General features: G+C 50.7%; 20 protein-coding genes. 12 read left to right on the top strand and 8 right to left on the bottom strand.

The window, feature by feature from the left end; all coding sequences use genetic code 11:
* Positions 1-29: 29 nt before the first annotated feature.
* Positions 30-1,223, bottom strand: coding sequence for a TOBE domain-containing protein (locus tag BN4_RS15110; protein WP_015416280.1), 1,194 nt, complete (start codon positions 1,221-1,223; stop codon positions 30-32).
* 370 nt (positions 1,224-1,593) lie between these two features.
* Between BN4_RS15110 and tsaA the strand changes: the two genes are divergently transcribed.
* The 3 genes from tsaA (at position 1,594) to BN4_RS15095 (ending at position 5,094) form a co-directional block, all read left to right on the top strand.
* The gene (gene tsaA / locus BN4_RS15105) at positions 1,594-2,100 is read left to right on the top strand and encodes a tRNA (N6-threonylcarbamoyladenosine(37)-N6)-methyltransferase TrmO (RefSeq protein ID WP_015416279.1); all 507 of its coding nucleotides are present in this window, start codon (positions 1,594-1,596) and stop codon (positions 2,098-2,100) included.
* A gap of 253 nt (positions 2,101-2,353) precedes the next feature.
* Positions 2,354-3,766, top strand: a complete 1,413-nt coding sequence (locus BN4_RS15100) for a sensor histidine kinase (protein ID WP_015416278.1) — start codon at positions 2,354-2,356, stop codon at positions 3,764-3,766.
* Entirely contained in the window at positions 3,763-5,094 is a 1,332-nt protein-coding gene (locus BN4_RS15095) for a sigma-54-dependent transcriptional regulator (protein ID WP_015416277.1), read from the top strand. The genes BN4_RS15100 and BN4_RS15095 overlap by 4 nt, the downstream gene beginning before the upstream one ends.
* On the opposite strand, the gene BN4_RS15090 is transcribed toward BN4_RS15095, so the two are convergent.
* Entirely contained in the window at positions 5,072-7,147 is a 2,076-nt protein-coding gene (locus BN4_RS15090; protein WP_015416276.1) for a S16 family serine protease, read from the bottom strand. The genes BN4_RS15095 and BN4_RS15090 overlap by 23 nt on opposite strands.
* 569 nt (positions 7,148-7,716) lie before the next feature.
* Here BN4_RS15090 and BN4_RS15085 point away from each other — a divergent pair.
* From BN4_RS15085 to BN4_RS15040, 9 genes are all read left to right on the top strand, one after another.
* The gene (locus BN4_RS15085; RefSeq protein WP_015416275.1) at positions 7,717-8,313 is read left to right on the top strand and encodes a universal stress protein; all 597 of its coding nucleotides are present in this window, start codon (positions 7,717-7,719) and stop codon (positions 8,311-8,313) included.
* A 46-nt stretch (positions 8,314-8,359) separates the two neighbouring features.
* Positions 8,360-10,159 carry an SLC13 family permease gene (locus tag BN4_RS15080; RefSeq protein WP_015416274.1) on the top strand — a complete coding sequence of 600 codons (1,800 nt, stop codon included), beginning with the start codon at positions 8,360-8,362 and terminating at the stop codon, positions 10,157-10,159.
* Between the two features lie 175 nt (positions 10,160-10,334).
* Complete coding sequence (gene nhaB, locus BN4_RS15075; protein ID WP_015416273.1) at positions 10,335-11,957, top strand: sodium/proton antiporter NhaB; 1,623 nt, start codon at positions 10,335-10,337, stop codon at positions 11,955-11,957.
* Between the two features lie 142 nt (positions 11,958-12,099).
* Positions 12,100-13,497, top strand: a complete 1,398-nt coding sequence (locus BN4_RS15070) for a sigma 54-interacting transcriptional regulator (protein ID WP_015416272.1) — start codon at positions 12,100-12,102, stop codon at positions 13,495-13,497.
* A gap of 270 nt (positions 13,498-13,767) precedes the next feature.
* Positions 13,768-14,040: a hypothetical protein gene (locus tag BN4_RS15065; protein WP_015416271.1), complete on the top strand. Its 273-nt coding sequence runs from the start codon at positions 13,768-13,770 to the stop codon at positions 14,038-14,040.
* A gap of 412 nt (positions 14,041-14,452) precedes the next feature.
* Positions 14,453-15,016, top strand: coding sequence for a GNAT family N-acetyltransferase (locus BN4_RS15055; protein ID WP_015416270.1), 564 nt, complete (start codon positions 14,453-14,455; stop codon positions 15,014-15,016).
* Positions 15,017-15,033: 17 nt separating this feature from the next.
* Entirely contained in the window at positions 15,034-15,306 is a 273-nt protein-coding gene (locus tag BN4_RS15050; RefSeq protein WP_015416269.1) for a hypothetical protein, read from the top strand.
* A 40-nt stretch (positions 15,307-15,346) separates the two neighbouring features.
* Positions 15,347-15,955 carry an SET domain-containing protein gene (locus tag BN4_RS15045; protein WP_015416268.1) on the top strand — a complete coding sequence of 203 codons (609 nt, stop codon included), beginning with the start codon at positions 15,347-15,349 and terminating at the stop codon, positions 15,953-15,955.
* Positions 15,956-16,168: 213 nt separating this feature from the next.
* A complete protein-coding gene (locus BN4_RS15040) occupies positions 16,169-17,227 on the top strand; it encodes an acyltransferase family protein (RefSeq protein WP_015416267.1) in 1,059 nt (352 codons plus the stop codon).
* Positions 17,228-17,350: 123 nt separating this feature from the next.
* On the opposite strand, the gene BN4_RS15035 is transcribed toward BN4_RS15040, so the two are convergent.
* The 6 genes from BN4_RS15035 to BN4_RS15005 all read right to left on the bottom strand — a co-directional run bounded on the left by BN4_RS15035 (position 17,351) and on the right by BN4_RS15005 (position 25,171).
* Entirely contained in the window at positions 17,351-18,160 is an 810-nt protein-coding gene (locus BN4_RS15035; RefSeq protein WP_157871434.1) for a formate dehydrogenase accessory sulfurtransferase FdhD, read from the bottom strand.
* Between the two features lie 15 nt (positions 18,161-18,175).
* Positions 18,176-19,090 (bottom strand): formate dehydrogenase accessory protein FdhE, encoded by a 915-nt coding sequence (locus BN4_RS15030; protein ID WP_015416265.1) that lies wholly within the window; start codon positions 19,088-19,090, stop codon positions 18,176-18,178.
* 73 nt (positions 19,091-19,163) lie between these two features.
* The gene (locus BN4_RS15025; RefSeq protein WP_015416264.1) at positions 19,164-19,901 is read right to left on the bottom strand and encodes a 4Fe-4S dicluster domain-containing protein; all 738 of its coding nucleotides are present in this window, start codon (positions 19,899-19,901) and stop codon (positions 19,164-19,166) included.
* Between the two features lie 17 nt (positions 19,902-19,918).
* A complete protein-coding gene (gene fdnG, locus BN4_RS15020; RefSeq protein ID WP_157871432.1) occupies positions 19,919-22,960 on the bottom strand; it encodes a formate dehydrogenase-N subunit alpha in 3,042 nt (1,013 codons plus the stop codon).
* 149 nt (positions 22,961-23,109) lie between these two features.
* Entirely contained in the window at positions 23,110-23,502 is a 393-nt protein-coding gene (locus tag BN4_RS15010; protein ID WP_015416261.1) for a winged helix-turn-helix domain-containing protein, read from the bottom strand.
* A gap of 4 nt (positions 23,503-23,506) precedes the next feature.
* The gene (locus BN4_RS15005) at positions 23,507-25,171 is read right to left on the bottom strand and encodes an FmdE family protein (protein ID WP_015416260.1); all 1,665 of its coding nucleotides are present in this window, start codon (positions 25,169-25,171) and stop codon (positions 23,507-23,509) included.
* Positions 25,172-25,420: the final 249 nt, after the last annotated feature.

Below are 25,420 nucleotides of genomic sequence, written 5' to 3'. Positions count from 1 at the left end.
ATCAAGCTCGACAGGACCAGACCATACGATTAGCTGATAATGACAGACATAGCCTTGAACATGAAAATGAACCGATCACCTTCACCGATACCGAGTTTTTCGAAACTGCCTGCGGTGACCAGAGCACACACGGGGGTGCCATCGTCCAGACTGCCGTCCACCTCCGCAGTGATACCATCACTGGTCACCTTGGTGATGGTTCCGGGGAAAGCATTCCGGGCGCTGGTCTCTGGCTTCGTATCACCTTTTTCAAGGATCACCCATGTCGCTTTGATCAAGGCAGAAGCAGGTCGGCCTTCTTCAAGTCCAAGCTTCTCCCGGCTCTGGTTAGTCACCGTGGCCGCGACCTCATACCCCGATTCTGTGCGCAGGACGATCTCGCACATTACAGGATTGGCCAGAACGCGAACAACCTGTCCCTTGAATGTATTTCTGGCACTTGTTTCCATTCCGAATTCCTTTTTGCAATAATGCTGAACAACACATTTCAAGTCATTGTCAGCAAGAGTGACAAATGATGAAATAAAATCCGATTTGGAATACCCGAGCAAAGCTTGTACTGCACGCATTGGCATACCGCCCTGCATCAATTCAATGGCGCGGGAATTCCGCAAACCGCTCGGATTCAATAATTCGCGGGGCAGCCCTGACCGCTTTTCCTGTTCGTGAAATTTACGGCGCAAGAATCCCTGATCGAAATGGAACAGGGTCTCACGGGAGTTCCGGTTGGACTTGGCACTCGCATTTCGCTCACACCATTCACTGATCCGAGCCATGACTTCCGCTGGAATGGGGACTTCCCGCACCCCACTTTTCCCATGCACACCAGTCCCCAGAGGAAGGCGGACAAAACAGTGCTGAAAATCTATATCTCGAGTCTCGTCCAAAGACTGGACCTCGCCCAATCGCGCTCCTGTGTACCGAAGAACAAGAAATGTTATAAAAACACGTTCTCTTGACCTGAGGGTACGGGCATCACGAGATTCACCAACCCATTCTTCAAAAGCTCTGGTCAGCTGTTCAACCTGATGTTTATCCAGCCGTCGCACACCGTCCGGCACGGTAAAAAAACGACAGGCTTGCGAGCCGGATGCCATTGTGAAATCGGGTTGACCCACCAGCCCATCCCTTGCGGAAATGACTGTATCAAGACAGTTCCGCAAGGCCAGAAGCTGCCCGTCACTCATTTTTTCAAATTTCTCAACCTGCAAAGACTCTCTCATAGCATTCCTTCCTTGAGGCATTATGCACACAAAAAAAATGTTGTAAAGTCTATATTTATTGTCACGAATACACCAGAAAGCGTGACAACGCTATCTAGACTGAACGAGTATGAAACAGAACCAATGCACTATTTTAAATTTCACATACATTTTTACTATAGTTTATCACGAAAAGAAACCGATTAGTGATCTTATGCTTCACTCTTGCTTTGAAGATACAATAGTGTAACCTACAACAAGCTACACACTACATCTTTGTATTATCAGACAGTTCTCTACAAACCCAAAGACCTGTATTTAAAGATTTTTTTATTGGGGCACGATTCCTGCTTTTAAAAAACAAAGCAATCCTTATACACAGAGAGATAATATGACTATTGCATATACTCCGATCGGACATTTCAGAACAATGCACACAGACCTCAGTGACATGCCTATTCAGCCTTCTGGAGCGCACGGCATGTTCGGCTCCATTGCCATCCATAAAAAATTTCGGGAAGGCCTTGTCGATCTTGAAGATTTTTCACACATCATCGTTCTCTACCACCTGCACAGGGTTTCCGGGTACGACCTGACAGTCACACCATTTCTTGACACTGACACACACGGTATCTTTGCGACCCGTTCACCCAAGCGGCCAAACCCGTTAGGGCTGTCTGTCATGACATTACTGGAAGTTCGCAACGGAGCGCTGCTGGTAGAGAATGTCGACGTGCTGGATGAAACCCCGGTCATCGATATCAAGCCATACGTTCCCGACTTCGACGTATGGCCCGCAAGGCGCATAGGATGGTTTGAAGGCAAATCCGGCAATGCGAAGACACATCGCAGTGACAACAGGTTTGCCGACCAGACTCCCGCGTTCACCGAAGGGTGACCCGCCCCATTGAGGGGTTCATCCCGGCTCCCCCTCATGAACTGGATACGGTCACAACACCCCATGCTCTCCTATCGAAGCAGGTGACCGTATCCAGCCATGGGCCTCATTGAGCGGACACTCTCTCCAATCTTCACACCTGACCATGAGAAGAACGGGACGAGACAGGAGCGATGATAATCCACTTCCTTGCCTTTTTTCTCTGTGAAGCATAGGTTCGTGCCTTCCCGAAATCAAAGGGGAGAGGTCGCCCATGGTCAAACCGAATCTCAGACAAACCATCATATTTGGAATTGCAATTTTTTCTCTCGCTTTTGGGGGAATAGCCTTGCTGTCCCTTTCCAATATCAATCAACTGCAGCAGGAAGTTCTACTGGTCGAACGCGCGGACGACCTCCGCAACCTGATTCTGGAAATTCGCCGTGAAGAAAAAAACTTTTTCCTCTACCAGAACACGGCTCTTTTTTCCATCGGCCCAAAGTACCTGGAACAAGCAACAGCAGCCCTTGAAGTCCTGTCCGTCGAACTTGCCAAGCCTAGAAGCGGAGAGCATGGAGCCGCCCTCAAGCAAGGATTGCAGCGATATGGCGACCTGCTTGCCCAGTTCAATGCGGCGTCACCCAATAAGACAGGAGACTCGCCCAAGGCCCAGAACCTCCGGGAAACCGGGCAGAGCCTTGTGGAACACTCTCGTGCCATTGCTGAATTTGAACGCGAAAGCATTCTTGTCATCAATGAAAAGCTTCGTATGACCCTGATCACTTCCATGGCGATAGTTGCCCTGGTGGTCTGCGCGATTGTCGTCTTCATCATAAAAAGCATCCTGCGCCCCTTGCGAGAAGTACAGGAAGCGACACGCAAGATAGCTCAGGGGACTTTTGTTCCCCTTGAAGTGAAAAACACCGATGATGAAATCCAACAGGTCTTCGTCGCGCTGAATTCCATGGTTGAAGAACTCAAGAAACGGCAGCTGCAACTGGTTCAGGCCCAAAAACTCTCTTCCATCGGAACCCTTGCTTCGGGGATAGCACACCAGTTGAACAACCCGCTCAATAATATTTCGACTTCGGCACAGATTCTGGCTGAAGAAACTGCGGGACAGAGTGAATTCGCCGACAAGATGATGCAAAATATCAATCAGGAAACACTCCGGGCCAGAGACATAGTCAAAGGGTTACTCGAATTCTCCCGTCACAAGGACTTTTCCCCCGCCCCCTGTCAACTCAAATCGATCCTGGAGAGCGCAGCCCGTCTTGTCTCCAGCCAACTCGGACCACGCATAGCGCTCAACATAAGTGTGCCCGAAGACCTCACGCTGCCACTGGACCGACAACGGCTTCAGGAGGCGTTCATCAACCTGATCATCAACGCCATCCAGGCCATTGGCCTCGAGGAAGGCTCCATTGATATACGGATGGGGCAGGAAGACGGATTCGAGGTCATTTCCATATCCGACACGGGTGAAGGCATGTCGGCAGACACACTGCAACGCATCTTCGACCCATTCTTCTCGACCAAGGAAGTAGGACAGGGAACCGGACTCGGCCTCTACATCGTCTATGGCATCATTGAAAAACACAGGGGAACCATCCGCGCCGAGAGCACTCCGGGCGAAGGAACCACCTTTTATATCAGACTCCCGCTTTCACAGGAGGTTTCAGCATGACAGCTGCATCCATTCTGGTCGTCGAAGACGAACAGATCGCACGCGAAAACCTGACTCATGTCCTGACCAATGCGGGACATACAGTCACCGCACTGGTCTCTGCCGAAGAGGGCCTGCGACAATTGGAAAAACGGGAATACGACCTCGTCATCACCGACCTGATGCTTCCCGGCATGGATGGTATTCAAATGTTGGAGCACACCCGTGCCCAACACCCTTCGACCATGGTCATCGTTGTCACGGGACATGCGACTGTGGCCAATGCTGTCAAGGCAATGCAGAAGGGTGCCCATTCGTATATCGCCAAGCCACTGAAACTCGATGAACTTCGTCTTCAAGTCGAGCGGGCATTGGAACAACATGCCCTGTCCGTAGAGGTCCTCAGACTTCGAAAGATCATCGCACAGGGCAAGAGTGATTTCCCCCTTGTCGGACAAAGTGATGTCTTCACTCAACTCAAGAATACTGTAAAGCAGTTGGCCCAGATGAACTGCAACGTACTGATCCAGGGAGAAACCGGGACAGGCAAGGAACTGGTCGCCCAAGGCATCCACCAACTCAGCCAACGCTCAGAGGAACGTTTCATGGCTATCAACTGCGGGACCTTCACCGCGGAACTGATGGACAAGGAATTATTCGGCCATGAAAAGGAAGCGTTCACAGGGGCTAACCGGGGGCAAAAAGGTATCCTGGAAGTCGCTGACGGCGGCACGGTCTTCTTTGATGAAATAGGAGAACTGCCGCTGAACATGCAGGTCAAGCTCCTGCGGGTACTTCAAGAGCGAACCTTCCTGCGAGTCGGCGGCACGCGGGAAATACCCGTGGACATCCGAGTCGTTGCGGCGACAAACTGTGACTTGCGCGAGTTGGTCAAGCAGGGAGAATTCAGGCAGGATCTCTACTATCGACTCAATGTGGTTACTGTCCAGGCTCCTCCCTTACGGGAGCACCGCGAGGACATTCCGATTCTTATGGGACATTTTTTGGAAAAGCACCGCCACGCGGAACAGACCATCAACTCCATCTCGCAAGATACACTGGACATCCTGATGCGATACCCGTTTCCCGGCAATGCGCGTGAGCTGGAAAATATCGTCCAGCGAGCACTGGCTCTGGGACAGGGACCATCCTTCACCCCGGACCTGCTTCCCGTTGAAGTAGGGAACATGCCAGCCGAAGCCCCTCTCCCTTCACTGGAAGACGTGGAAAAGGCACACATCAGAAAAGTCCTGACCGCCTCAAGTGGGAACAAGACACAAGCAGCACGAATCCTTGGCATAGACAGGGTTTCCCTGTGGCGAAAAATTAAGAAATATCATTTGACCTAGGAGGATCGCACAGAGCTAACGCCGCAGCTTCGTCCATCGTTGAGACAAGGCGAATGTCAAGCTCATGCAGCACTTCTTCCTCAATAGTCTCCAAACGTCGTTCACACCCCTTGGGCAAAATGACCATTGCGATTCCCGCCTGTTGAGCGGCCATCAGCTTTTCCCGAACTCCACCGACCGGCAAAACGTCGCCAAGAAGTGACAACTCGCCTGTCAGGGCCACATCCTGGCGCACAGGTCGCCCTGTCAGCAAAGACAACAACGCCAGAGCAATGGAAACACCGGCCGATGGGCCTTCCTTGGAAATGGCACCGGCGGGAATATGGACATGAATGTCGCTGCTCTCAAAGAAATCCTGCGCTATGCTAAACTCGTCCGCATGGCTGCGGATATAGCTCAAGGCGGTATGCGCGGATTCCCGCAGGACTTCTCCCAAAGATCCCGTAAGCAGAAGGTGCTTGTTGCCACGCATTCGTGCGGCTTCCACAAAAATGATCTCACCACCATTTTCAGTCCAGACCAGACTTGTCGCCAAGCCGACCTTCGGAGCCCCCTGTGCTTCCGTCGTTGCAAAGGGAGGTGGTCCCAAAAGAAAAAGCACTCTTTCCGGCCCCACAACTCTTGGCCCGTCCCCATCCGCCAGAACTTCCTTGGCCAGTTTTCGGCACAGCGACGCCACCTGCATCCGTAAGCCACGCAGTCCGGCCTCGCGTGTGTATTCCCGTATGATTTGGGCAACAGCTTCCGGGGTCAAGGATACCAAGCGCTCATCCAGACCATGCATCCGCAGTTGCTCGGGTACCAAATGCTGTGTGGCTATATGGAGTTTTTCCTGCCGAGTGTAACTTGGGAAATGGATGACCTCAAGCCGATCCAGAAGCGGGGCAGGAAGCCTCTCAACGGCATTTGCCGTGCAAAGAAACAAGGCTCCCGAAAGATCAAAGGGAAGACCAAGATAATGATCCACAAAGGCATTGTTCTGTTCGGGATCAAGCATCTCCAATAAGACAGACGTGGCATCGCCCTGAAAATTCTGAACCGCCTTATCCACCTCATCCAGCATGATAACGGGGTTCATGGACCCGGCTTTCTGAATTCCCTGCAAGATACGACCGGGCATGGCCCCCACATAGGTCCGCCGATGACCGCGCAATTCAGCTTCATCATGCAACCCAGCAAGAGAAAGTCGAATGAACTTTCTCCCCAGAGCTTCGGCTATCCCCTTCCCAATGGAGGTCTTGCCCATTCCGGGAGGCCCGGAGAAACACAGCACAGGACCGCGCAAGTGTTCGACACGAAGACTCTGTTCATACAGATCGGCCACATATTTTCGAAGTTTTGTCAGATTGACAGGTTTGCCAAGGTACTGATCCGCCCCTTGTTGCATGGCTTCGACAGCCGACTTGACTGTTGCATACCCTGTCAACATGACAACTTTGGTATCAGGCCACCGTTGCCTGAGGACCTGCAAGAGTTCCATCCCATCCATGCCGTCCATTTTCAAATCAGATACCACGACATCGGCAGGCTCCTCTTCCATGGCAGCCACTGCCTCAAGACCGTTGCCAACGGCAACAACATCAAACCCGTCCATTTCAAAGACGATTGACAGATTTTCCCGTGCGATGGCTTCGTCATCAACCAGCAGAATACGTGGGGAATAGCGGCCTCGAAGGTTTTTTACCGCGAGAAATTCCAAAATCCGATCCTTGACTTGCCGTAACCCAAAATGCCGTGCATTCAGGACTTCATCAGCCCGATGAATATCGAGATCATCCTTGGTCCGTTCTTTCCAGGGGAGGGAAAGAATAAAATCAAGATAATTCAAACCGATGGCATATTCCGGCGAAGAGGGATCAATGCTGTCAGCACGTTCAAATTCGGATCGGGCAGCGTCGAGAATCTCGTCTGGCAATCCCGCTGATTCGATTCTGTCACGGAGTTCCCTATGGTGTGACGAAACCGGGAAAGAGGGGGGAGGTGTCGGTGTTGCAACCGATTCAGGAGTCACCGTTTCGGGCACTGTTTTTTTCCCTATTCCAAACCAACTCATGGGCGTAATCCTCCCGTTGTCGTCACATTCAAAGATGAGGGACCAGAGTCCAGGCATGCCGTAAAAAATCGCACATGTCTATAATCATTATATATCATGCAGTAAAAGGCTTGTTAAGATTGCAATTCGCAACAACAGGTTCACTTTGGCCCAACCATTGGCAAAAGAGTTCCTCAGAAGGGGTAACATTTGTGAAAAAACGCACACAACCACCTGATAATGCAATTTTTACTGCCTGTTATTCTGGTTACCAATATAAGCCCTATAAACTTTTTTTCAGCTCGGACTCAGAGTCAGGATGAACCCTTTTGGTTTTGGACCAAAAAACGTTGCATTATGAATCATACATTTTTCCCATAAACGCCCTCTTACCAAGCAATGTAACTTTTTTTCTAAATAGAATCGTTGCAAGTTGCATCGCATTAAATTCCAGGAAAAGTGGCAAAAAAACTCTTAATGAGTAATATCAGCTAGTTATACAGAAAAATAATTTTGGCATGTGTTTTGATCTTATCCAAGCGATTGAGAGGCAGATCCGTACCCTCGAAACGTTAGACAAGGAGTGAAACATGGCTCTCTTCAAGAGTATGAAAAGTTTAGTGGACAGGCATTATAAAACCATGGCCGACACAAACTGCAACACCTGTCACGTTGGCGCATGGGTAGTCTGTCGTGAACACCACCTTATGGAAACATCCGGAGGATCTTCGATGAAGGCTTTTTTCAAGAGATTTTCACGCACCCGTGAAGCGGCTGCTACCGACATCCCCCCCATGCAAGACCCCTGTCAGTGTGAACAAGAACAATGCAAGATACTCATTGTCTGCAAAGGAAACTCCTTTTCACAAGGAATCGCAGACTATGCTATCACCATGGCCAAGAAAACCCGTACTTCACTGGTCGCCCTCAACCTCGATGAAACCGGTCGCGACTTTGCCGGATTCCGCGCCCAGGCGGAACGCAACATCGCGAATTTTTCGACAATGGCATCCAATGCAGGCCTCGCCTTTGAGCATGAAGTCCGCCAGGGAGACGAGGATTCCGTCGTCAGCCAAATGCACAAGACTGACCCTCAATTCAGATACGTAATGGATGATTCCGTTGTCATATGCAAAAACAAGACGACTATCCCCGTATACACCCGGGCAACATTGCGGGCAAAATAGCACGTAACCCGCAACGATTGAATTTCACGATTCCCAAGGACTTCACATGACCCCTGAGATCATTACGGTTATGGCCGTACTCGCTTTTGCTGTACTTCTTTTCATCTTCGAATGGGTTCGAGTCGACGTAGTCGGTATCATCATGATGGTACTTCTTCCTCTTCTTGGCCTGGTAACCCCTCAACAAGCCATCAGCGGACTGAGCAGTAATGCCGTTGTTTCCATCATAGCAGTTATCATCATTGGCGCCGGTCTGGACAAGACTGGCGTCATGAATTCCATGGCCCGAATAATTTTGCGCTTCGCCGGAAAAAGCGAATCGCGCATTATGACTCTCATATCAGGAACCGTGGCTTTCATATCCGGCTTCATGCAGAATATTGGCGCAGCAGCACTCTTTTTGCCCGCTGCAAAACGGATCGGCAACCAGACAGGAGTCCCCGTGGGTCGCCTGCTCATGCCCATGGGTTTCTGCGCCATCATCGGAGGCTGTTTGACCCTTGTCGGTTCCAGCCCTTTGATTCTTCTCAATGACCTGATGGTTGTAGGTGGCACCAAATATGAATCATTCGGGCTATTCAGCGTCACCCCCGTTGGGCTGTTGCTGATAGCAGCGGCCCTTGTCTACTTCATCCTTTTCGGCAGATTCATTTTGCCTACCAGGGCTGATGAAGAGAACTCCGGCCCCATGTCGACCGTTCTTTCTAACACCTACAATAATGTCGGCTCTCTTTTCGAGCTGCATGTGCCGGAGGACTGGGAATCAGATCAGTCATTGAAATCCCTGGATCTTCGCCCCATCTATTTCTGCACATTGGTCGCCATTGCCCGAGACGGAGGCAAGACGCACATCTTTGCCCCGACACCACAGGAAGAGGTTCGCCCCGGCGACCACCTCGTTGTCGTTGGTCCGCAGGAATTTGTCGAACACATGGCTGATGACCTGAACTGGACATTGCAAGTTGAACTCTCCACCTTTGCCGAGGAATTGTCTCCGAACAATGCGGGTATCATGGAAGGTCTTGTCACCCCTCGGTCCGAATTCATGGGAACCACATTTGCCGATATGCGCATCAGGGAACGTTTCCAGGTTTCGCCATTGGCTATTTTCCGTGGAGACAAGATTTTTATCAGTGGGCTGAGTGATATCATACTTGAGTCGGGTGACGCCCTGCTCCTGCATGGACGTTGGGAAGTCTTTCACATGCTCAAAGGCTTGCCCGACCTCGTCTTTACCGAAGGCGTCAAAGGGGAACTGTTACGAACGGATAAGGCAAAAGTAGCCTTGATGTGGCTGGCTGTTTCCCTTGTCATGATTCTGGGCTTCCATGTTCAGCTCTCCATCGCACTCCTCACAGGAGCCTTGGGTATGGTTCTGACAAAAGTCCTGACCATTGATGAAGCTTACCAGTCAGTTGACTGGATGACTGTTTTCCTGCTTGGAGGACTCATTCCTCTGGGTATGGCCTTTGAGAATACCGGCGCGGCAAAGTATATAGCCGACACCATCATGGCTGCACTTGGCACACCATCCGCAGTCGTCCTGCTCACAGTCATCGGTATCCTGACATCCTTCTTCACTTTGGTGGCTTCCAATGTCGGTGCCACCGTCCTGCTGGTTCCACTGTCAATGAACATGGCTCTCAACGCAGGTGTTGATCCTCGTGTAGCGGCCCTGACGGTCGCTGTGGCAGCTTCGAATACGTTTGTACTGCCCACTCACCAGGTCAACGCATTGATCATGCGCCCAGGAGGGTACCGGACCATTGACTACGTCCGCAGTGGCGCTGGTATGACGGTCATTTACATGGTAGTCATGATCACAGCGCTGATGATGTTTTATTAAACAAAATGAGCGCCGGGGATATCCCCGGCGTTTATTTTCAGGGAATAAGGCCTCCGGCCACTTCGATAAACATTCAACCATACAGCATTACCAGGAAACAAGCGCCTCGAAACGGGTGACCAAGTATGTCCCCCGTGACGATTGAGGCGTTTTTGCTCTGTTCAAGGAGATCGGAATGAAGACACCACTTGCTAAAACCTTTGCCCAAACTTTTCTCGGGCACGCTCCGGGATGGTACAAGCTTGTCATCGTAAGCTTTCTCATCCTCAACCCCATCCTGATCGTAACGGCCGGACCATTCGTGGCCGGGTGGGCGTTGATCGCAGAATTCATCTTTACCCTGGCAATGGCGCTCAAGTGCTATCCCTTGCCAGCGGGCGGACTCTTGGCCATCGAAGCTGTCATCATGGGGATGACCTCCGCGAATGCAGTCTATGAAGAAGCCCAGAAGAACTTTGAGGTTATTCTCCTGCTTATCTTCATGGTGGCAGGTATCTACTTCATGAAGGACTTTCTGCAATTCACCTTTACACGCATCCTGGTTCGGACAAAATCGAAAAAAGCCATTGCACTGATGTTCTGTCTTGCGGGTGCGGTGCTCTCGGCTTTCCTTGATGCCCTGACCGTCACAGCCGTTATCATCGCTGTGGCTTATGGCTTCTACAATGTATATCACCGCTTTGCCTCCGGAAAAAGTCACACCGATGACCACGATCTGAGCTCGGATGGTTTAGTTGTTGATACGAGTAAAGAGGAACTGTACCAATTCCGTGGTTTTCTTCGCAATCTGATGATGCATGGCGCTGTCGGAACGGCACTGGGTGGCGTGTGTACACTGGTTGGAGAGCCACAAAACCTGCTGGTTGGAGAAGAAATGGGGTGGCATTTCATCCCCTTCTTCCTGCATGCCATGCCGGTCACCATGCCTGTACTCGGTGTCGGCCTGCTCACCTGCCTGGCGGTTGAGCATTTCCACATTTTTGGCTACGGAGCCCAATTACCTGGCAACATCAGGTCGTTTCTTCTGGAAACCGCTGTTGAAATGGAAGAGAAGCAAGGTGATCGCGGACGATTGAAACTGGTCATTCAAGCGCTTACCGGAATCTGGCTTGTGACCGCACTCGCCTTTCACCTCGCAGCAGTTGGTCTCATCGGACTTTCCGTCATTGTCCTGCTGACTTCGTTTACCGGTATTGTGGAAGAGCACCAGCTTGGACATGCCTTTGAAGAAGCGTTGCCTTTTACAGCGCTCCTGGTGGTCTTTTTCTCCATCGTGGCGGTCATCCACTCCCAGGAACTCTTCACACCGATCATCGACCACGTTCTCAGACTCAAAGGACAAACTCAGCTTGTCGCCTATTATGCTGCCAACGGCCTGCTCTCCTCAATTTCGGATAACGTCTTCGTAGCCACAGTCTACATATCCGAAACCAAACTGCACTTTGTCCATGTGCTGAACGCCATCCCTGGCATCGGCATGACCGGACAGGAGCTGATGGATAAATTGACCAACGCCCACGTTGCCCGTGCCGACGTGCTCGCAACTCTGCCTGCCAATGTCGCAACACAGGTCAAAGAGACAATGGAGCATTTCGACAAACTGGCCGTTGCCATTAACACAGGGACGAATATTCCCTCTGTGGCAACTCCCAATGGTCAGGCAGCATTCCTCTTTCTGCTGACCAGTGCACTGGCTCCGGTTATCCGCCTTTCGTACGGCAGAATGGTTACATTGGCATTGCCTTATACTATCACCATGTCTCTCACAGGTCTGGCTGCGGTCTACCTGTTTCTGTAGCAGATCACATCAAGACACAAAAAAGGGCTTCCGAGGATTTCGGAGGCCCTTTTTTTTAAACAAGAACCGGCTGCAAAGTCTCCACATTTCCATTGTCGGTTTGTCCCAATGGCAGTAAAAGGATTTCAGGAGGCGTGCAAACATGAGAAAAATGCTTGTCATCACGCGCGATGGAAATCGTTCCGAAGAAATTGGCAGCCTGCTCTTTCAGGATACAAAAATCCACACGGAAACAGCAACTGAATCCGGAGAGCAGCCCCCGGATAGGGAAGTCGATACAGTATTCGTCGATGTGGAGTCCCTGCTTGAGTCGAATAAATCCATCAACAAGGCGCTTGAAAGCTTCTGGACGCACTACCCGTCGGCAGCCATTGTAGTCATGGCAGATGAAGAGCAAACCGGATTTGCCGTGGACGCAGTCAACGCCGGGGCGTTTGATTACCTGACGCACCCCATAGAGAAAGAGGAACTGGGACTGGTTGTTAAAAAAGTCCGGGAATCCGATGTCCTCCAATCAGAACTGGATTATTTGCGAGATCAATTTTGGAATGAAGATTTCCTCGATTATGTGGATACCAACAGCAAAGCCATGCGCGCTGTCTTTGTCAAAATCAGACAGGTGGCAGGCACCCGGACCACTGTTCTTCTCACAGGAGAAACAGGCACAGGGAAAAGCCTTATAGCCAAACTCCTTCACGCCCATAGCAATCGTAAAGAGAAACCATTCATCAGCATTCACTGCGGGGCAATCCCGGACACACTCGTTGAAAGTGAGCTTTTCGGCCACGAAAAAGGTGCCTTTACCGGGGCCGTTCGCCGCAAACTCGGAAAATTTGAACTGGCTCAAGGCGGCACCATTTTTCTTGATGAGATAGGAACTGTCAGCCAATCTGTGCAAGTTAAACTGCTCAATGTCATCCAGGAAAGGCGGATTCAGCGTGTCGGTGGCGAGCATGATATTCCCGTGGATGTCCGCATTATCGCTGCGACCAACGAAGACATGGGAAAACTTTGTGAAGATGGCAAATTTCGCCGTGACCTCTTTTACAGACTGAATGTTTTCCCAATCCGTATCCCGTCTTTGCGGGAACGCCGAGAAGATATCCCAAGACTTTCAGAATATTTTATCAGGCAATTCAATGGGCAACTCAACACGGAATTGAAGGGGATGCATCCCCATGTACTCGACACTCTCTTGGAGTATGACTGGCCGGGCAATGTCCGAGAGTTGGAAAATGTCATCGAACGGGCCTGTATTCTCGAAACAGGTGAAATCCTCCATCCCGAAAGCTTCCCTCCCGACCTTCTTGATACCCAAGGCGAAGTGGTCACCTCACCCGTCAAAACAGACCTTCCGCTCAAAATGGCGAGACAGATTACTGTGGATAAATTCGAAAAACAATATCTCACAAGCCTGCTGGAACAATGTAATGGCATCATGAAAGACGCCGCACAGAGGGCAGGAGTGACAACTCGGCAGTTAAATAAACTCATGAATCGGCATTCTCTTTATCGGGCTGATTTCAAAAACAAGAACTGAGAAGTCTCTCAAGCAACAAAACAGGAACTCAGAATTCCTATTTGAATGTAACATCTTGTAAATAAAGATTTTCTACAAAAGACACTCTTAAAGATCACTCCCTTTCCAGCTCGAAAAAGTCTTTTCCTCCTCCTTCCCCTCCATTTTGAGAGAACTGAGAGTTCTTGTTTTGTGCTTTTGTTTCTAAAATAATCCATACATTTCAAGCAAATCTATGTTGGCACAGCCTCTGCTTAAGAGAAGTCACCCTTTTTTGGGGATGGAAACAAAATGGCACACTCAACAAGCACCAAACAAAGTCACAAGGGAGTTATCCGTGGAGTGATAGTCCCGGAACAGTGGGATGATCACTTCAAGGTGACCGGAGTCCATGTGGCATGCCCTGGTGAACGAGAAGTTCGAATTGTGAATTTGACAAGTTTTCCTGCACTGAAATCCTTGGCGCAATCAGAAGCCATCTTCACGGGGATAATAAAAAAATCCGGGCTATTGGAAACTATTCAACTTGAAAGTTTCACACTCCTTGAAAAAGGAGAAGACTAAACATGTCATTCTTCCCAGATTATTTTTGTCCCTGTGCGACTTTGTTCCTGGTGCTCTGTCTTCATCTGGTGTTTGAGCACCGCAGATCGCACTGCGCCCAGATGCACACTCCTGGTCAACGGTTCAAAGTACTCAATCCCTCGCAGATGCACGCATCTGCTGAGTTTATAAACAGACAATTCTCGCACTCTTTTCAGGGCACCCGGAATGTTTCCGGGGCTTTGTTACACGACAGCACAGGCTCGGTATTCAAGGGAACGGCATGGAATCCCCCGACGCTCCCATGCCGGGCCTGCGCCGTCTGCTCCCTTCCTCATGAACGGCCCATCATGAAAGACAGGGTTCTCAGCAACAGGGTCATTGCCTTCATACCGTCCTGCAAACAGACGGTAGAAGCAACTCGGAGCTAACAATGGACATGATCATCAATGAAGAAATCCGCCCATGTGACGTTCGTGAAATTCACATCATTTCCGGTGTCGCACCCGCAGATGTCGAAAACATCTTGAACATGGCGGCGGCAAGTGGCCTTTTCTCATCCGACGCCATGATGTCTGCCGAAGACATGGCTTGGGACAGTGCATATGGAGATGGTTCTGAAACGCACACGTTCCTTCAGGCGACTGTCAACGAATCCGGCACGGAAAAAACGGTGGGGTTCATTTGCTACGGCCGTATTCCACATTGGACCGAGACGTATGAACTATATGGGATTGCTGTTGACCCTGAATTTCAACGCCTTGGGATCGGTTCAGCCCTCATCTCCGAGATGAAGCGACAGGTAACGGCAGGCACCGGCAAGCGGATATTCCTGGAGACCGGAGCATCTCGCGCCTACGAAAACGCCCGACTTTTCTATGAGGCAAATGAATTTCAACTCGAAAATCGTTTCCATAAACACTTTGTCCCATCGGATGGGGGCATCGTCTATCGCCTCATTCTTGAATCTCAAGAGAGTGATCTGCAATATCAGTAAGAAAAAGGAGGTAAATTATGGCCTTGGAGATATATGAAGATTCTTTGTATGGACAAGTCCTGCCTTTGGACTGGGACGACGATGCCGTCTCCGGAATCGTCATTCTGGTGGATGGTGAAGAGGAATTTCTTGTCGAAAACAATGAGAATGGCGAACAATTGATAGATCACATAGACCGCTGGGTGACCGCACAGGGCATTATCACGGAAAGTGAAGATGAATACCGCATCAAGATTCGCAACTACAAACTTGAAGACGAAATGGATTACCAGAGCGACGACGACTGGTAGCCTCTTCTCATACATCCACCCAAACGAAGAGATTTTCACCATGATTCATCCGAAAACAGAAGTACGATTTGTCAATGCATCCATCGGTTACGGCGTTTTTGCCACTGCCGACATCCCCCGTGGCACCATAGTTTATGTCAAAGATCAACTCGAAATAGAGCTCTCGGAAAAAGATTTCAATGAGCTGGATGATGACCATAAAACCATCGCGGACAAATTTTCCTATATTGATGAAAAAGGAATACGCATCCTGAGTTGGGATCATGCCAAATTCGTCAATCATAAATGTGACTGCAATACCATCAGTACCGGGTACGGATTTGAAATAGCTCTCAGGGATATCCACGAAGGTGAAGAGATATGTGACGATTATGGTCTTTTCAACCTGGAAGAGATCATCCCTCTGGAATGCAATTGTCCCAACTGTCGAAAAGCTCTCCGTCCGGATGACCTGGAACGCTACCACGAAGTTTGGGATGTCAAAATCATCAGTGCCCTAAACAAAGTCACAGCAGTTCACCAGCCCCTCATGAAGTATATGGAAGGTGAGACGAAAAAAAATTACGGGCATATCTCTGCGGCGAGGAACCCTATACCTCAGTTCTGGCCTTGCAATACCAACGAAAGCCGATACCGACAGTCTACATGACCGCAGACTCCGTACCGCGCTCGCCCTTGGGCTTTAATGGCTAAGAAATAATTTGAAAGAATAACTCGCAGGCAGCAAAACTTTCTTGCTGCCTGCCTATTCTCTTTTTCACGAAAACCGCATCATGCCAAAGCATCCCCCAAAGCCCATGCACGATGCTGCCCCAACCACAGCAGGATGCTTCTTTTGGCGGGACAGACAACGAGATACTCCATGGGCATTATACGAATAATCCTGGCCATAGCTGTCTTCAACTCTCATTTCCCTACTTTCGATCTCCCGATAGTGGATGGTCATGAAGCTGTACTGTCTTTTTTCGCTATCTCGGGTTTTTACATGGCGCTAATCCTCGACACGTCCTACGAAACAACGCGCTCGTTTTATGCAAGTCGCTTCATGGCACTTTATCCCATGTACCTTTTCACTTTGACACTCAGCGTGGCTCTTATCGTCAGTCTCGATGTACATCCGATGAACTGTGCTCAGGAACTCAAAAAGTTCCTGACTGATCCAGCAGGCTTCCTGCTCGTGTCATTTACTTCACTCTTCATTGTGGGGCAGGAACTCCTTTTCAGCCTGGTCCGACTCCCTGATGGGAGCATACATTTTGTCGAATACAGCAGGCATGCTCTCTGGCGACTAGCTCCTGTCCTTCAAGCGTGGTCGCTCTCACTGGAAGTTATCTTCTATGCCATGGTTCCAATCCTCGTGAGATTCAAAACGAAGACCCTCCTGCTTTTGATCGCAGCCAGTCTATGTGCCAAAATACTGATTGTGATGTCTCCTTTTGTAAGCATGAAATTCTTTCTCCGTTTTTTCCCTCTCGAATTCTGGCTTTTCGGCGGAGGCATCCTTGCCTATCGAGTTCACAAATCACTGCCTGACAGACAAAGCGGTCTTGACTCGTTCGCCTTCCTACTCCTTGTGGGTCTTATCTGCGTTGCCAACGATGTTGATGAGTACCTGGAACCTTTTTTTCTCCCCATGCTGGTCCTCTTCACAATGCCATGTATTTTTCGTGCATTCCGACGCTCGCGCCTGGACAAAGTACTTGGGCAAATCAGCTACCCTTTCTATCTGATTCATTTTATTGTCATTGCCATTTTCGAGACCTACCAGGATGAACCAAACGGTTGCGTACTGCTGATAATAACACTTATGGGAGCCATGCTGATGCATACCCTCTTCGCCCCTGGCATCGCGGATTTCAAACGACGAATAAAGCAGACACGCCCTGTCCCTTCCCCTGGGCAGCAAGCCATACCGTCATGACCGGTCTTCATTGCTCGCCCTGAAGAAAAACACCAATAAAAAAGGAAGCACCACCGCCATGGTTGTGCTTCCTGAACCCACCCCACTCTTGCGAGGCCGATCATATTCCATCCGGAATTCGTCTTATTCGGACTGATGCCCTTTGCTGCCCTTGAGCCGCCAGCTATTGGCGTAGACATTGAAAGAGTCCTCGCGAATTCGCCCTACCAAAGTAATATTGTTGCGCTCGGCAAAATTGATGCCCGAACTGGTCGCCGCAGAAAACCCACATAAAATAGGAATATTGGCATTGGAAGCTTTGATTGTCAGCTCCAAGGCCAGCCGGGAGGAGAGCATCGCGATACCAACTCTCTCCAGCGAGCCCTCAAGTAATGCGCGCCCAATAGCCTTGTCAAAGGCATTGTGTCGCCCAACATCCTCCCCGAAAGCGATCAACTCTCCATCCATGCTGAACAGGGCAGCCGCATGGGTTGACCCTGTATTCCTGTAGAGATTCTGCCGCCTTTCAAAGGTCTTCTTGAAATCAAAAAGCCTTTCCGGGTCCAAGACTACAGGGCGAGGTGACGGGAAAAGCCGCCTGATCACACTCGGAGCCTTGAGAGTGACCCGTGCCTTGGATGCGCCACTATATCCAAAGGAGACATCCAGAAGATCTTCGGCGTCCCGGATCATGGAACAGGAGAAGAGGTATCCGGCAATAAGCGTCAAATCATCACCAGGAGTTCTGGTAAGCACGGCATGATCCAGCCCATTGATTTGAAGCCGAATATCCGACTCGACAGCGACCATATCCTCTCTGAATGAGAGTTGGCCGTCCTTGTAACATTGCAGGGTCATGGGACAGGCCAGCCGCACTCCGTCTGGCTGCGGCTGGGTTTTCTCGTCATGAGACGCGGCTTTTCGCGCGGCATCCCGCAACCGGGTTGTCTGCATTCCCGTCTCCATAAGCTAATCCAGGGAATTCCACAGAGTGGAAACCAAAGGGGTCAATTTCTTTTTTTGCGCATAGATATCGAGATGAATAAGCCCCATCTGAATGGCGTCGAGATGCGGCAGAGGTTCACATTCACGCAGATCAACATTCAGACAGTAGGTGCCGCATTTATGGCACGCCTCCACCCGTTCAAACCGGGTGTCATCCGCGTAAAAAACTTCACGGGATTCACTGTCATCATTTCCGCAGGATGGACAGGCATTCCTTTTGTAGCGCCAGTCATGACCGCAAAGAGAACAGTGAAGATATTTTTTCCCTCCGCCACCGACCAATTGATCAAGATCGGTGATTTCCTTGGGCGAAAGCTGGGAGATGGAAGGAGAAGAGCCGCAAACAGGGCAATGACCATGTTCCCAGGAATGGGATTCAAGGCGCTCGCCCAGAGTCTCGGCTATAGCACAAAGGACAGGAGAGAAAACAATCTCTGAAATATACAGCAAGGTTGTTGCTGATACGGTTTCCAACTGTACGGAGGTGTTCTCAAAGTGTTTCCAATCGCCTTCAGTCCGAGCCTGAACGAGCGCCAAGAGAGTATCGGAATCATCGAAAAAGACGCGAAGAGCTTCACATGCATCGTCTTCGAGTTCGAGCACTTCAAGAAGTTCGGGGAGAAGGCGTTTGACAGAGGAACTCAACAAATCAGTCCACTGTGAAAAATCGGAACCAACGAGAACCGGAACCCCGGCCGCCAACCGGACAGGATCAATTTCTAGAGAGGCCACGCCTTCCGCCACCAATTCATCGCGCAGCCGGGCTGAGGAAATGAACACAGGACCAAAACGCTCAGTCAACTCCACGTATGCAGGAGTTCTTCCGTTGATGGTCATCAATGTCGATTCGACAGCCTTGAGAGCAGATACAGATTTCATGAAGCGCTCCAATCCCTCCGGCGGGGACCGCGACCATTCCGGCCCGATCCCCGAGGGAGAGACGTTTATCGTGTTATGCCTTCATTGCTTTGAAGGGTCTGGCCAGGGTTGCCAGGAATTGCTTCTTTGACATGGGACCGACCGGACGGGCATCGGCGACCACGAACTCATGGTAGTTCTCCGGGTCATCGATGATCAGGTAGATCACATTGACATCATCCGGGTCTGCCAACATTGCCTTGGGCCATTTCTTCTTAACTATGGCAAGGCGCTCTTCCGCCAGTTTGAGCATATCCTCGCGTTCACCAAATTGCATGGTGCCGGTCGGACATACCTTGACACAGGCCGGAACCATACCATGCTGAAGCCTTTCATTGCACATGGTGCACTTGGCCATCAGTTTGGTTTTTTCATCACGTCTGGGGACATTATAGGGACATGCATCACGAATTTCTTCAAACTGTTCATCGTCGAACTGCTTGGTTTTTTCCGTGAAGATGACGGCCCCGGTCGATTCGTCCTGGGTGATGGCCTCTTCAATATACAGATCGCCCATCTCCTTGCAGGGAGCCAGCTCGCAGTGGCGGCATTGTTCGGGGAAGAAATTCCACCGAACCACGCCATCTTCCAGGTGCTCGCTGAAACGGACGAGTTTATAGTTGAACGGATTCAGGTCCGGCGGATTCTGATGACTGCCCCAGTGATACTGGGTGGTTTTATTGGCTGGCAGTTCGTGCCATTCCTTGCAGGCTATCTGACATCCGCGGCACGCTGTGCAACGGGAGGTATCTATCAAAAACGTCTTAGTCATGACGGTCTCCTTTTTCGTTAGGTTGCCAGCTCAGTGAGCTTGTCTGCCTTACGAATATTCACACAGCAGGCCTTGTACTCAGGGATGGTTGTATTGGGATCACCAACCGAAGGCGTCAGCCTGTTGGTGGCATCACCCGTCCCTGGCGTTGTCCAGCCGAAGCAGAACGGCATGCCGATTTCGTGAACAATTCGACCATGGACCTTGAGAGGACGCATGCGAACCGTGACCATGGCTATGGCCTCGACCCGTCCGCGGATACTCTCGACGATCACACCATCACCATTGACGATACCTTTTTCCTGAGCCAGTTCCGGGCTCATCTCGACATAGAGTTGAGGCTCGGTTTCCAGCAGGTTGGGAACGTTTCTTGTTTCACCACCGCCGCACCAGTGCTCTGTCAGACTATAAGTCGTCAGAACAATGGGATAGTCGGGACTATTGGGTTGTGCAAGCTTGTCCATATCACTGTTCACGGACTTGTAAACAGGACTGCTGAGCTGCTTGGAGAACATATTCGAATCAACTGGTGTTTCCACCGGTTCGTAATGTTCGGAGAACGGTCCGTCCTGACGTCCCGGACCGAATATCTGCCCGAAACCATTCTTGGACATGATGAACGGATAGCGACCTTTACCGGTGGCAATCGGTGGCCAGCCTCCATCAGGCACATCACCAACCCACTTGCCGTCCTTCCATTCAATGACGGCCTTGGCCGGATTGTATGGCTTGCCGTCAAAGTCGACAGAGGCACGGTTGTACAGAATACGACGATTGACCGGCCAGCACCATGACCATTTCGGATACAAACCGATAGTCTTCTGCATTTCGGTCTGTGTCGTCTCACGACGTTTGGCCTTGTTGCCACCCTCTTCGGTATAACTCCCGGCATAAAGCCAGTTCAGACTCATGGTGGAGCCGTCATCCTTGAGCGCAGTAAAGGACGGCAGTTGCTGCCCTTTCTTGTATTTCTTGCCCTTGAATTCCGTGTCTTCGAGGAAACGACCGTTGATACGGGCGCACAGGTCTTCGGGATCATACTTTTCAGGGTAATCAAGCCAGGTCACGGCTTCGGGAAGAGTTCCCCCTTCCTTGGCATACAAAGCCTTCACATGGTTCATGACGCCACAGAACAGATCACCAAACGGCTTGGCCTCGTATGCAGGCTTGGTAGCCTGATTATGCCAAAGCAACCAGCGACCGGAGTTGGTGGTGGACCCTTCCTTCTCCAGACGGTGAGCCGAAGGTAACAGGAACACCTCGGTCTTGATCTTCTTGGGATCAACGCCGGGGCGCTGCCAGTTGTCCGTAGTTTCGGAATGATGCAGTTCAGAGGTAATCAGCCAGTCCAGATTATCCAAGGCCTTTCTGACCTTATTCGTATTCGGGACACTGTTCATCGGGTTCAGCCCGATAATGAATCCGCCACGAATCTGCTTGTTATACATGCGATCGAACAGGAACATGTAGGAATAATCCTCGCCCTTTTCAATCTTGGGAAGCAGTTCATAGCAGAAGCCGTTTTCTCTGGTGGCTTTTTCACCGTACCAAGCCTTCAGCAGGCTGGCAAAGTACTTGGGCTTGTGCTGCCACCAGTTCGCCGACATGGGATCATTGCTCACCGGGGTGTTGGCCTTGACGTATTCGTCGTAGGTCTGCCACCCGTTATGCGGCATGGCCATATAGCCGGGGATAATGTGGTACAGCAGGGTATGGTCTGTGGACCCCTGAACATTCGGCTCACCACGCAGGGCGTTGATACCGCCACCGGCAACACCGATATTGCCCAGCAAAAGCTGAATAATGGCGGCGGAGCGAATATTCTGCACACCCACAGTATGCTGAGTCCAGCCGAGAGCGTACATGATGGTCCCGGCCTTGTCCTTGACACCGGTTGCAGCGAAGTTCTCATAGACCTTCATCAGGTTTTCCGCAGAGACACCAGTCGTGGCTGAAACCGCCTCGATATTGTAGCGCGAATAGTGAGCCTTCATCAGTTGATAAACGCACCGGGGGTGTTTGAGACTCTTGTCTCTCTTGGGTACCCCCTTCGAGTCCATCTCAAAGCCCCACTTGCTTTTGTCGTAGGAACGGGTCTTTGCATCGTAACCGGTGAAAAGGCCGTCCTTGAAACCATAGTCCTTGCCCACGATGAGCGCGGCATTGGTGTATTCGACAACATATTCGTGGAAGAATTTCTCATTTTCGAGAATGTACTTGATCATGCCCCCGAGGAAAGCGATATCCGTACCGGACCGCAAGGGAACATGGAAATCCGACCGTGCGGATGTACGAGAGAACTTCGGGTCCACATGCATAACAGTGGCGCCCTTGTCCTTGGCCCGCAAGACCCATTTGAATGAGATCGGATGATGTTCGGCAGCATTACTGCCCATTATAAGGACTGAATCGGCATTCTTGATGTCAATCCAGTGGTTGGTCATCGCACCGCGTCCGAACGACTCTCCCAGAGCCGCAACAGTTGCGCTGTGTCAGATCCTGGCCTGGTGGTCCATGTGGACGACGCCCAGGCCTCGCATTGCTTGGTGAATGATGGCACATTCCTCGTTCCCGGCGTGGGAAGTTCCCAGCAGGAACATGGATTCGAGCCTGTTGACAGTGTCGCCTTTCTCGTTTTTGAGGATAATATCCTTGTCACGAGTGTCCTTGATGCGCCGAGCCATACGGTCCAGCATCCACTCCCAGCTCTTCTCTTCCCACTTGTCGCTATAGGGAGCGCGGTAAAGCGGTTTCTGAAGCCTGTGGTGACTGGTGGTCATGCTAAACATGGCCGCACCCTTTGCACACAAGGCACCTTCGTTAACCGGAAAATCGGGATCACCCTCGGTATTGACGAGTTCCCCCCCCTTCACGTGACCAATGACGTGACAACTCACCGAACAGAACGGACAAACAGTCACGACTTCTTTTGCTCCGGATATCTTGATATCCGCTGCATAAGCCTTGACCGGTGAAAGATTCACTCCGAGCTGCCCTAAGGTGAGACACGCCGCTCCAGAACCTGCGAGCTTCATAAAGCTACGACGGTCGAGCTTCATACCAGTGTCCTCCTGGGTCTATGCCGCGCAGTAAGTGCCCGGCAGTTTCACAAATCGGACAAACGGTGTCCGAATTAGTAAAACAGTGACATAAAATACAATTATTACAAAATGTTAAATTTAACACATTGGAAGTCGCACGACTCGTATCACTTATATTTTTTGAGTGAAAAAGGTAGGAATTCCTCGCTCTTGGCAAAAGCGAATCGTTCAACCTCCCGATACCATTTGTCGAAGCTTTCCGCGATCCCCAGACCAAAGGGAGTCAAGTGATACCCCTTCCTCCTGCTGGCAGCTCTTTCGATCAATTTCTGCCCCAGTAACTCCTCTGTTGTTTTGATCTTCCCCCAAGCCCCCCGGTAGGACATCCCCAGAGATTCGGCTGCGGCCTTGAGGGAGCCACACTGCTCGACCTGACGGAGCAATTGCAGTCGCCCTAATCCGAAAAGCACCCCCTCTTCATTTTCAAGCCAGAGATGCACCCGCATGGTAGGGTTGGTCATGGCGATACTTGTCGCCGGAGGTTCTTTGACTTTGAGCATGGGACTACCTCCCGAATGGACATTTGGGGAACGTGCAAGACGTGCATTCCATACACATCCCGCCATTTCCGAGCTTTGCCGCATCCGCCCTGGTGATGGGCAGGTCTGCCAACAATCTCGGTAAAAGAAGATCAAGACTGGTTGTCTTGTGGAAGAGCGCACACGCTGGCACACCGAGGACACGGGCCTGACCTATTCGACCGATCAGCGTCATGGCTCCCGGTAAAACAGGGAAACCGTATAACGCATCAGTCAGCCCCGCTTCCATCAGTCCCTGCCGGGTCACGTCATCCGGATCCACTGACAACCCGGCTGTCGTTACAATCAGGTCGCACCCCGCTCCTTCCAACGACCGGGCCGCATCGGCAATGGCTGACGAATCATCAGGCCGGATATGACTGGCAACGACAGTACTGCCAAGGCTCGTCACTTTGGCTTCGATAACATCAGCAAAACGATCCTTGATCAATCCCTTGAAAACTTCGTTGCCGGTTATCAACAAACCGACCCGGGCACTGCGCAACGGCATAACGGAAAAGAATGGCTTGTTGTTGACAATGGCCAAGGCTCGTCCAAAGGCGGCCTGTTCCAGAAAAAGCGGAATGGCCCGTGTGGCAGCGATACGCCGCCCCTTGCGGACCAGGCTGTATCCTTGCCGACAGGCTGCAATAACATTGGGCAGAGAATTGAATGCCTGCACCATGGGTTCATCAACCACCATGATACCATCTCTTTCAGCCAGCAGGTTGACCTTGCCTTCACGAGGCTCGGATTCCACAACCACGCCCTCACCACACATTCCCTGAGAAAAGGCGCGAGCCGCGTCATCCTCATGAATGAACCCGTGCGGCGCTTCCTGATCGACATACAAATTGAACCGCCCCATCTGCTGAAGCCGGCAGACATCACCAGCCGTGACCACATGGCCTCGGCTGAATTCCACATCCTTGGATTCACCGGGAACTATACGAGTCATGTCATGGACAATCTTCTTGCCGATACTCAGTTCCAGGGGAGTCGAAGGAATGGAATTTCCAATGTCAGCGACAGCACATGTAGAGCGGTCATTCATATAAGGAGAATCACCACTACACCCACGACAGATGGCTCCATGAAATTCAGGATAGGCATCCCCACAGAGAGGGCATATGACAATGGCTCCCTTGCTGCGTTTCATCACCACTTCCGGCTTGACCGTAATAGTCTCCACCGAGAGCATCTCCAAAGAATGGTCACGAATCTCATGACGTAGTGCTTCGGAATCCTGCTGATTCTTCGGCTTGGTTTTCATCAACCAACAGAGGGTATGCGGAAAGGCGTCAAGTTTTTCAGGGTCGAGGCGAACCCGAACTCCTTCACCACTGTGTTTATCAAAAAGAGAGAGAGCATATACGGCGTTATTGCGAACCCGTAACCAGCCGTTGCCCAATGTACAGGGCGTCAGGAGCTGAATGGCATCGGGAAGACACCATGTCGTTTCGGACACGGCATCATACAAAACCCCATCCGGAATATACCGTTTGGCCTCTTCAACCATGAAGCCACCCAGCAGCAAACCAGGGGCAGGATAGTTATGGAACCAGGTGGCAAGCTCCATGAACGAATAGAAGGAAAAGGACTCTCCTTCCGAAACTTCAACAGTCGTGGGGTCGATAACGGTGTTACTCATTTCACTTCCAATAATTTCATTATGCCCAAATAGACACAATAAAGAACTATTGGAAAGATGACCCCTCACACAATACTATTCGACTTAATCAAGATTTGACACCAAAGAGAGAAAAATATTCTTTCTTCTCGGCTTCTTAAGAAAAATAATTTCAAACACATCAATCCTGTATTTTCTGATCCTGCTCATTTCATTCACAAAAGGGAAAAGCAAAAATCGAGAAAAAAGGACTCTCCACATAATTCTTTC

The organism is Pseudodesulfovibrio piezophilus C1TLV30 (assembly GCF_000341895.1).
Classification (GTDB): domain Bacteria; phylum Desulfobacterota; class Desulfovibrionia; order Desulfovibrionales; family Desulfovibrionaceae; genus Pseudodesulfovibrio; species Pseudodesulfovibrio piezophilus.
The sequence above is the reverse complement of the archived record's forward strand: the minus strand, read 5'-3'. Positions and strand labels throughout refer to the sequence as shown.

Bases quoted from the DNA above. Each gene is read 5' to 3' on its own strand.
- BN4_RS15010 (WP_015416261.1), bottom strand. From the start codon at position 23,502: ATGCTCAAAGTCAAAGAACCTCCGGCGACAAGTATCGCCATGACCAAC.
- BN4_RS15110 (WP_015416280.1), bottom strand. From the start codon at position 1,223: ATGAGAGAGTCTTTGCAGGTTGAGAAATTTGAAAAAATGAGTGACGGG.
- tsaA (WP_015416279.1), top strand. From the start codon at position 1,594: ATGACTATTGCATATACTCCGATCGGACATTTCAGAACAATGCACACA.
- BN4_RS15030 (WP_015416265.1), bottom strand. From the start codon at position 19,090: ATGAAATCTGTATCTGCTCTCAAGGCTGTCGAATCGACATTGATGACC.
- BN4_RS15085 (WP_015416275.1), top strand. From the start codon at position 7,717: ATGGCTCTCTTCAAGAGTATGAAAAGTTTAGTGGACAGGCATTATAAA.
- BN4_RS15080 (WP_015416274.1), top strand. From the start codon at position 8,360: ATGACCCCTGAGATCATTACGGTTATGGCCGTACTCGCTTTTGCTGTA.
- BN4_RS15040 (WP_015416267.1), top strand. From the start codon at position 16,169: ATGGGCATTATACGAATAATCCTGGCCATAGCTGTCTTCAACTCTCAT.
- BN4_RS15045 (WP_015416268.1), top strand. From the start codon at position 15,347: ATGATTCATCCGAAAACAGAAGTACGATTTGTCAATGCATCCATCGGT.
- BN4_RS15100 (WP_015416278.1), top strand. From the start codon at position 2,354: ATGGTCAAACCGAATCTCAGACAAACCATCATATTTGGAATTGCAATT.
- BN4_RS15005 (WP_015416260.1), bottom strand. From the start codon at position 25,171: ATGAGTAACACCGTTATCGACCCCACGACTGTTGAAGTTTCGGAAGGA.
- BN4_RS15065 (WP_015416271.1), top strand. From the start codon at position 13,768: ATGGCACACTCAACAAGCACCAAACAAAGTCACAAGGGAGTTATCCGT.
- BN4_RS15035 (WP_157871434.1), bottom strand. From the start codon at position 18,160: ATGCAGACAACCCGGTTGCGGGATGCCGCGCGAAAAGCCGCGTCTCAT.
- BN4_RS15025 (WP_015416264.1), bottom strand. From the start codon at position 19,901: ATGACTAAGACGTTTTTGATAGATACCTCCCGTTGCACAGCGTGCCGC.
- BN4_RS15090 (WP_015416276.1), bottom strand. From the start codon at position 7,147: ATGAGTTGGTTTGGAATAGGGAAAAAAACAGTGCCCGAAACGGTGACT.
- BN4_RS15095 (WP_015416277.1), top strand. From the start codon at position 3,763: ATGACAGCTGCATCCATTCTGGTCGTCGAAGACGAACAGATCGCACGC.
- BN4_RS15055 (WP_015416270.1), top strand. From the start codon at position 14,453: ATGGACATGATCATCAATGAAGAAATCCGCCCATGTGACGTTCGTGAA.
- BN4_RS15050 (WP_015416269.1), top strand. From the start codon at position 15,034: ATGGCCTTGGAGATATATGAAGATTCTTTGTATGGACAAGTCCTGCCT.
- BN4_RS15070 (WP_015416272.1), top strand. From the start codon at position 12,100: ATGAGAAAAATGCTTGTCATCACGCGCGATGGAAATCGTTCCGAAGAA.
- nhaB (WP_015416273.1), top strand. From the start codon at position 10,335: ATGAAGACACCACTTGCTAAAACCTTTGCCCAAACTTTTCTCGGGCAC.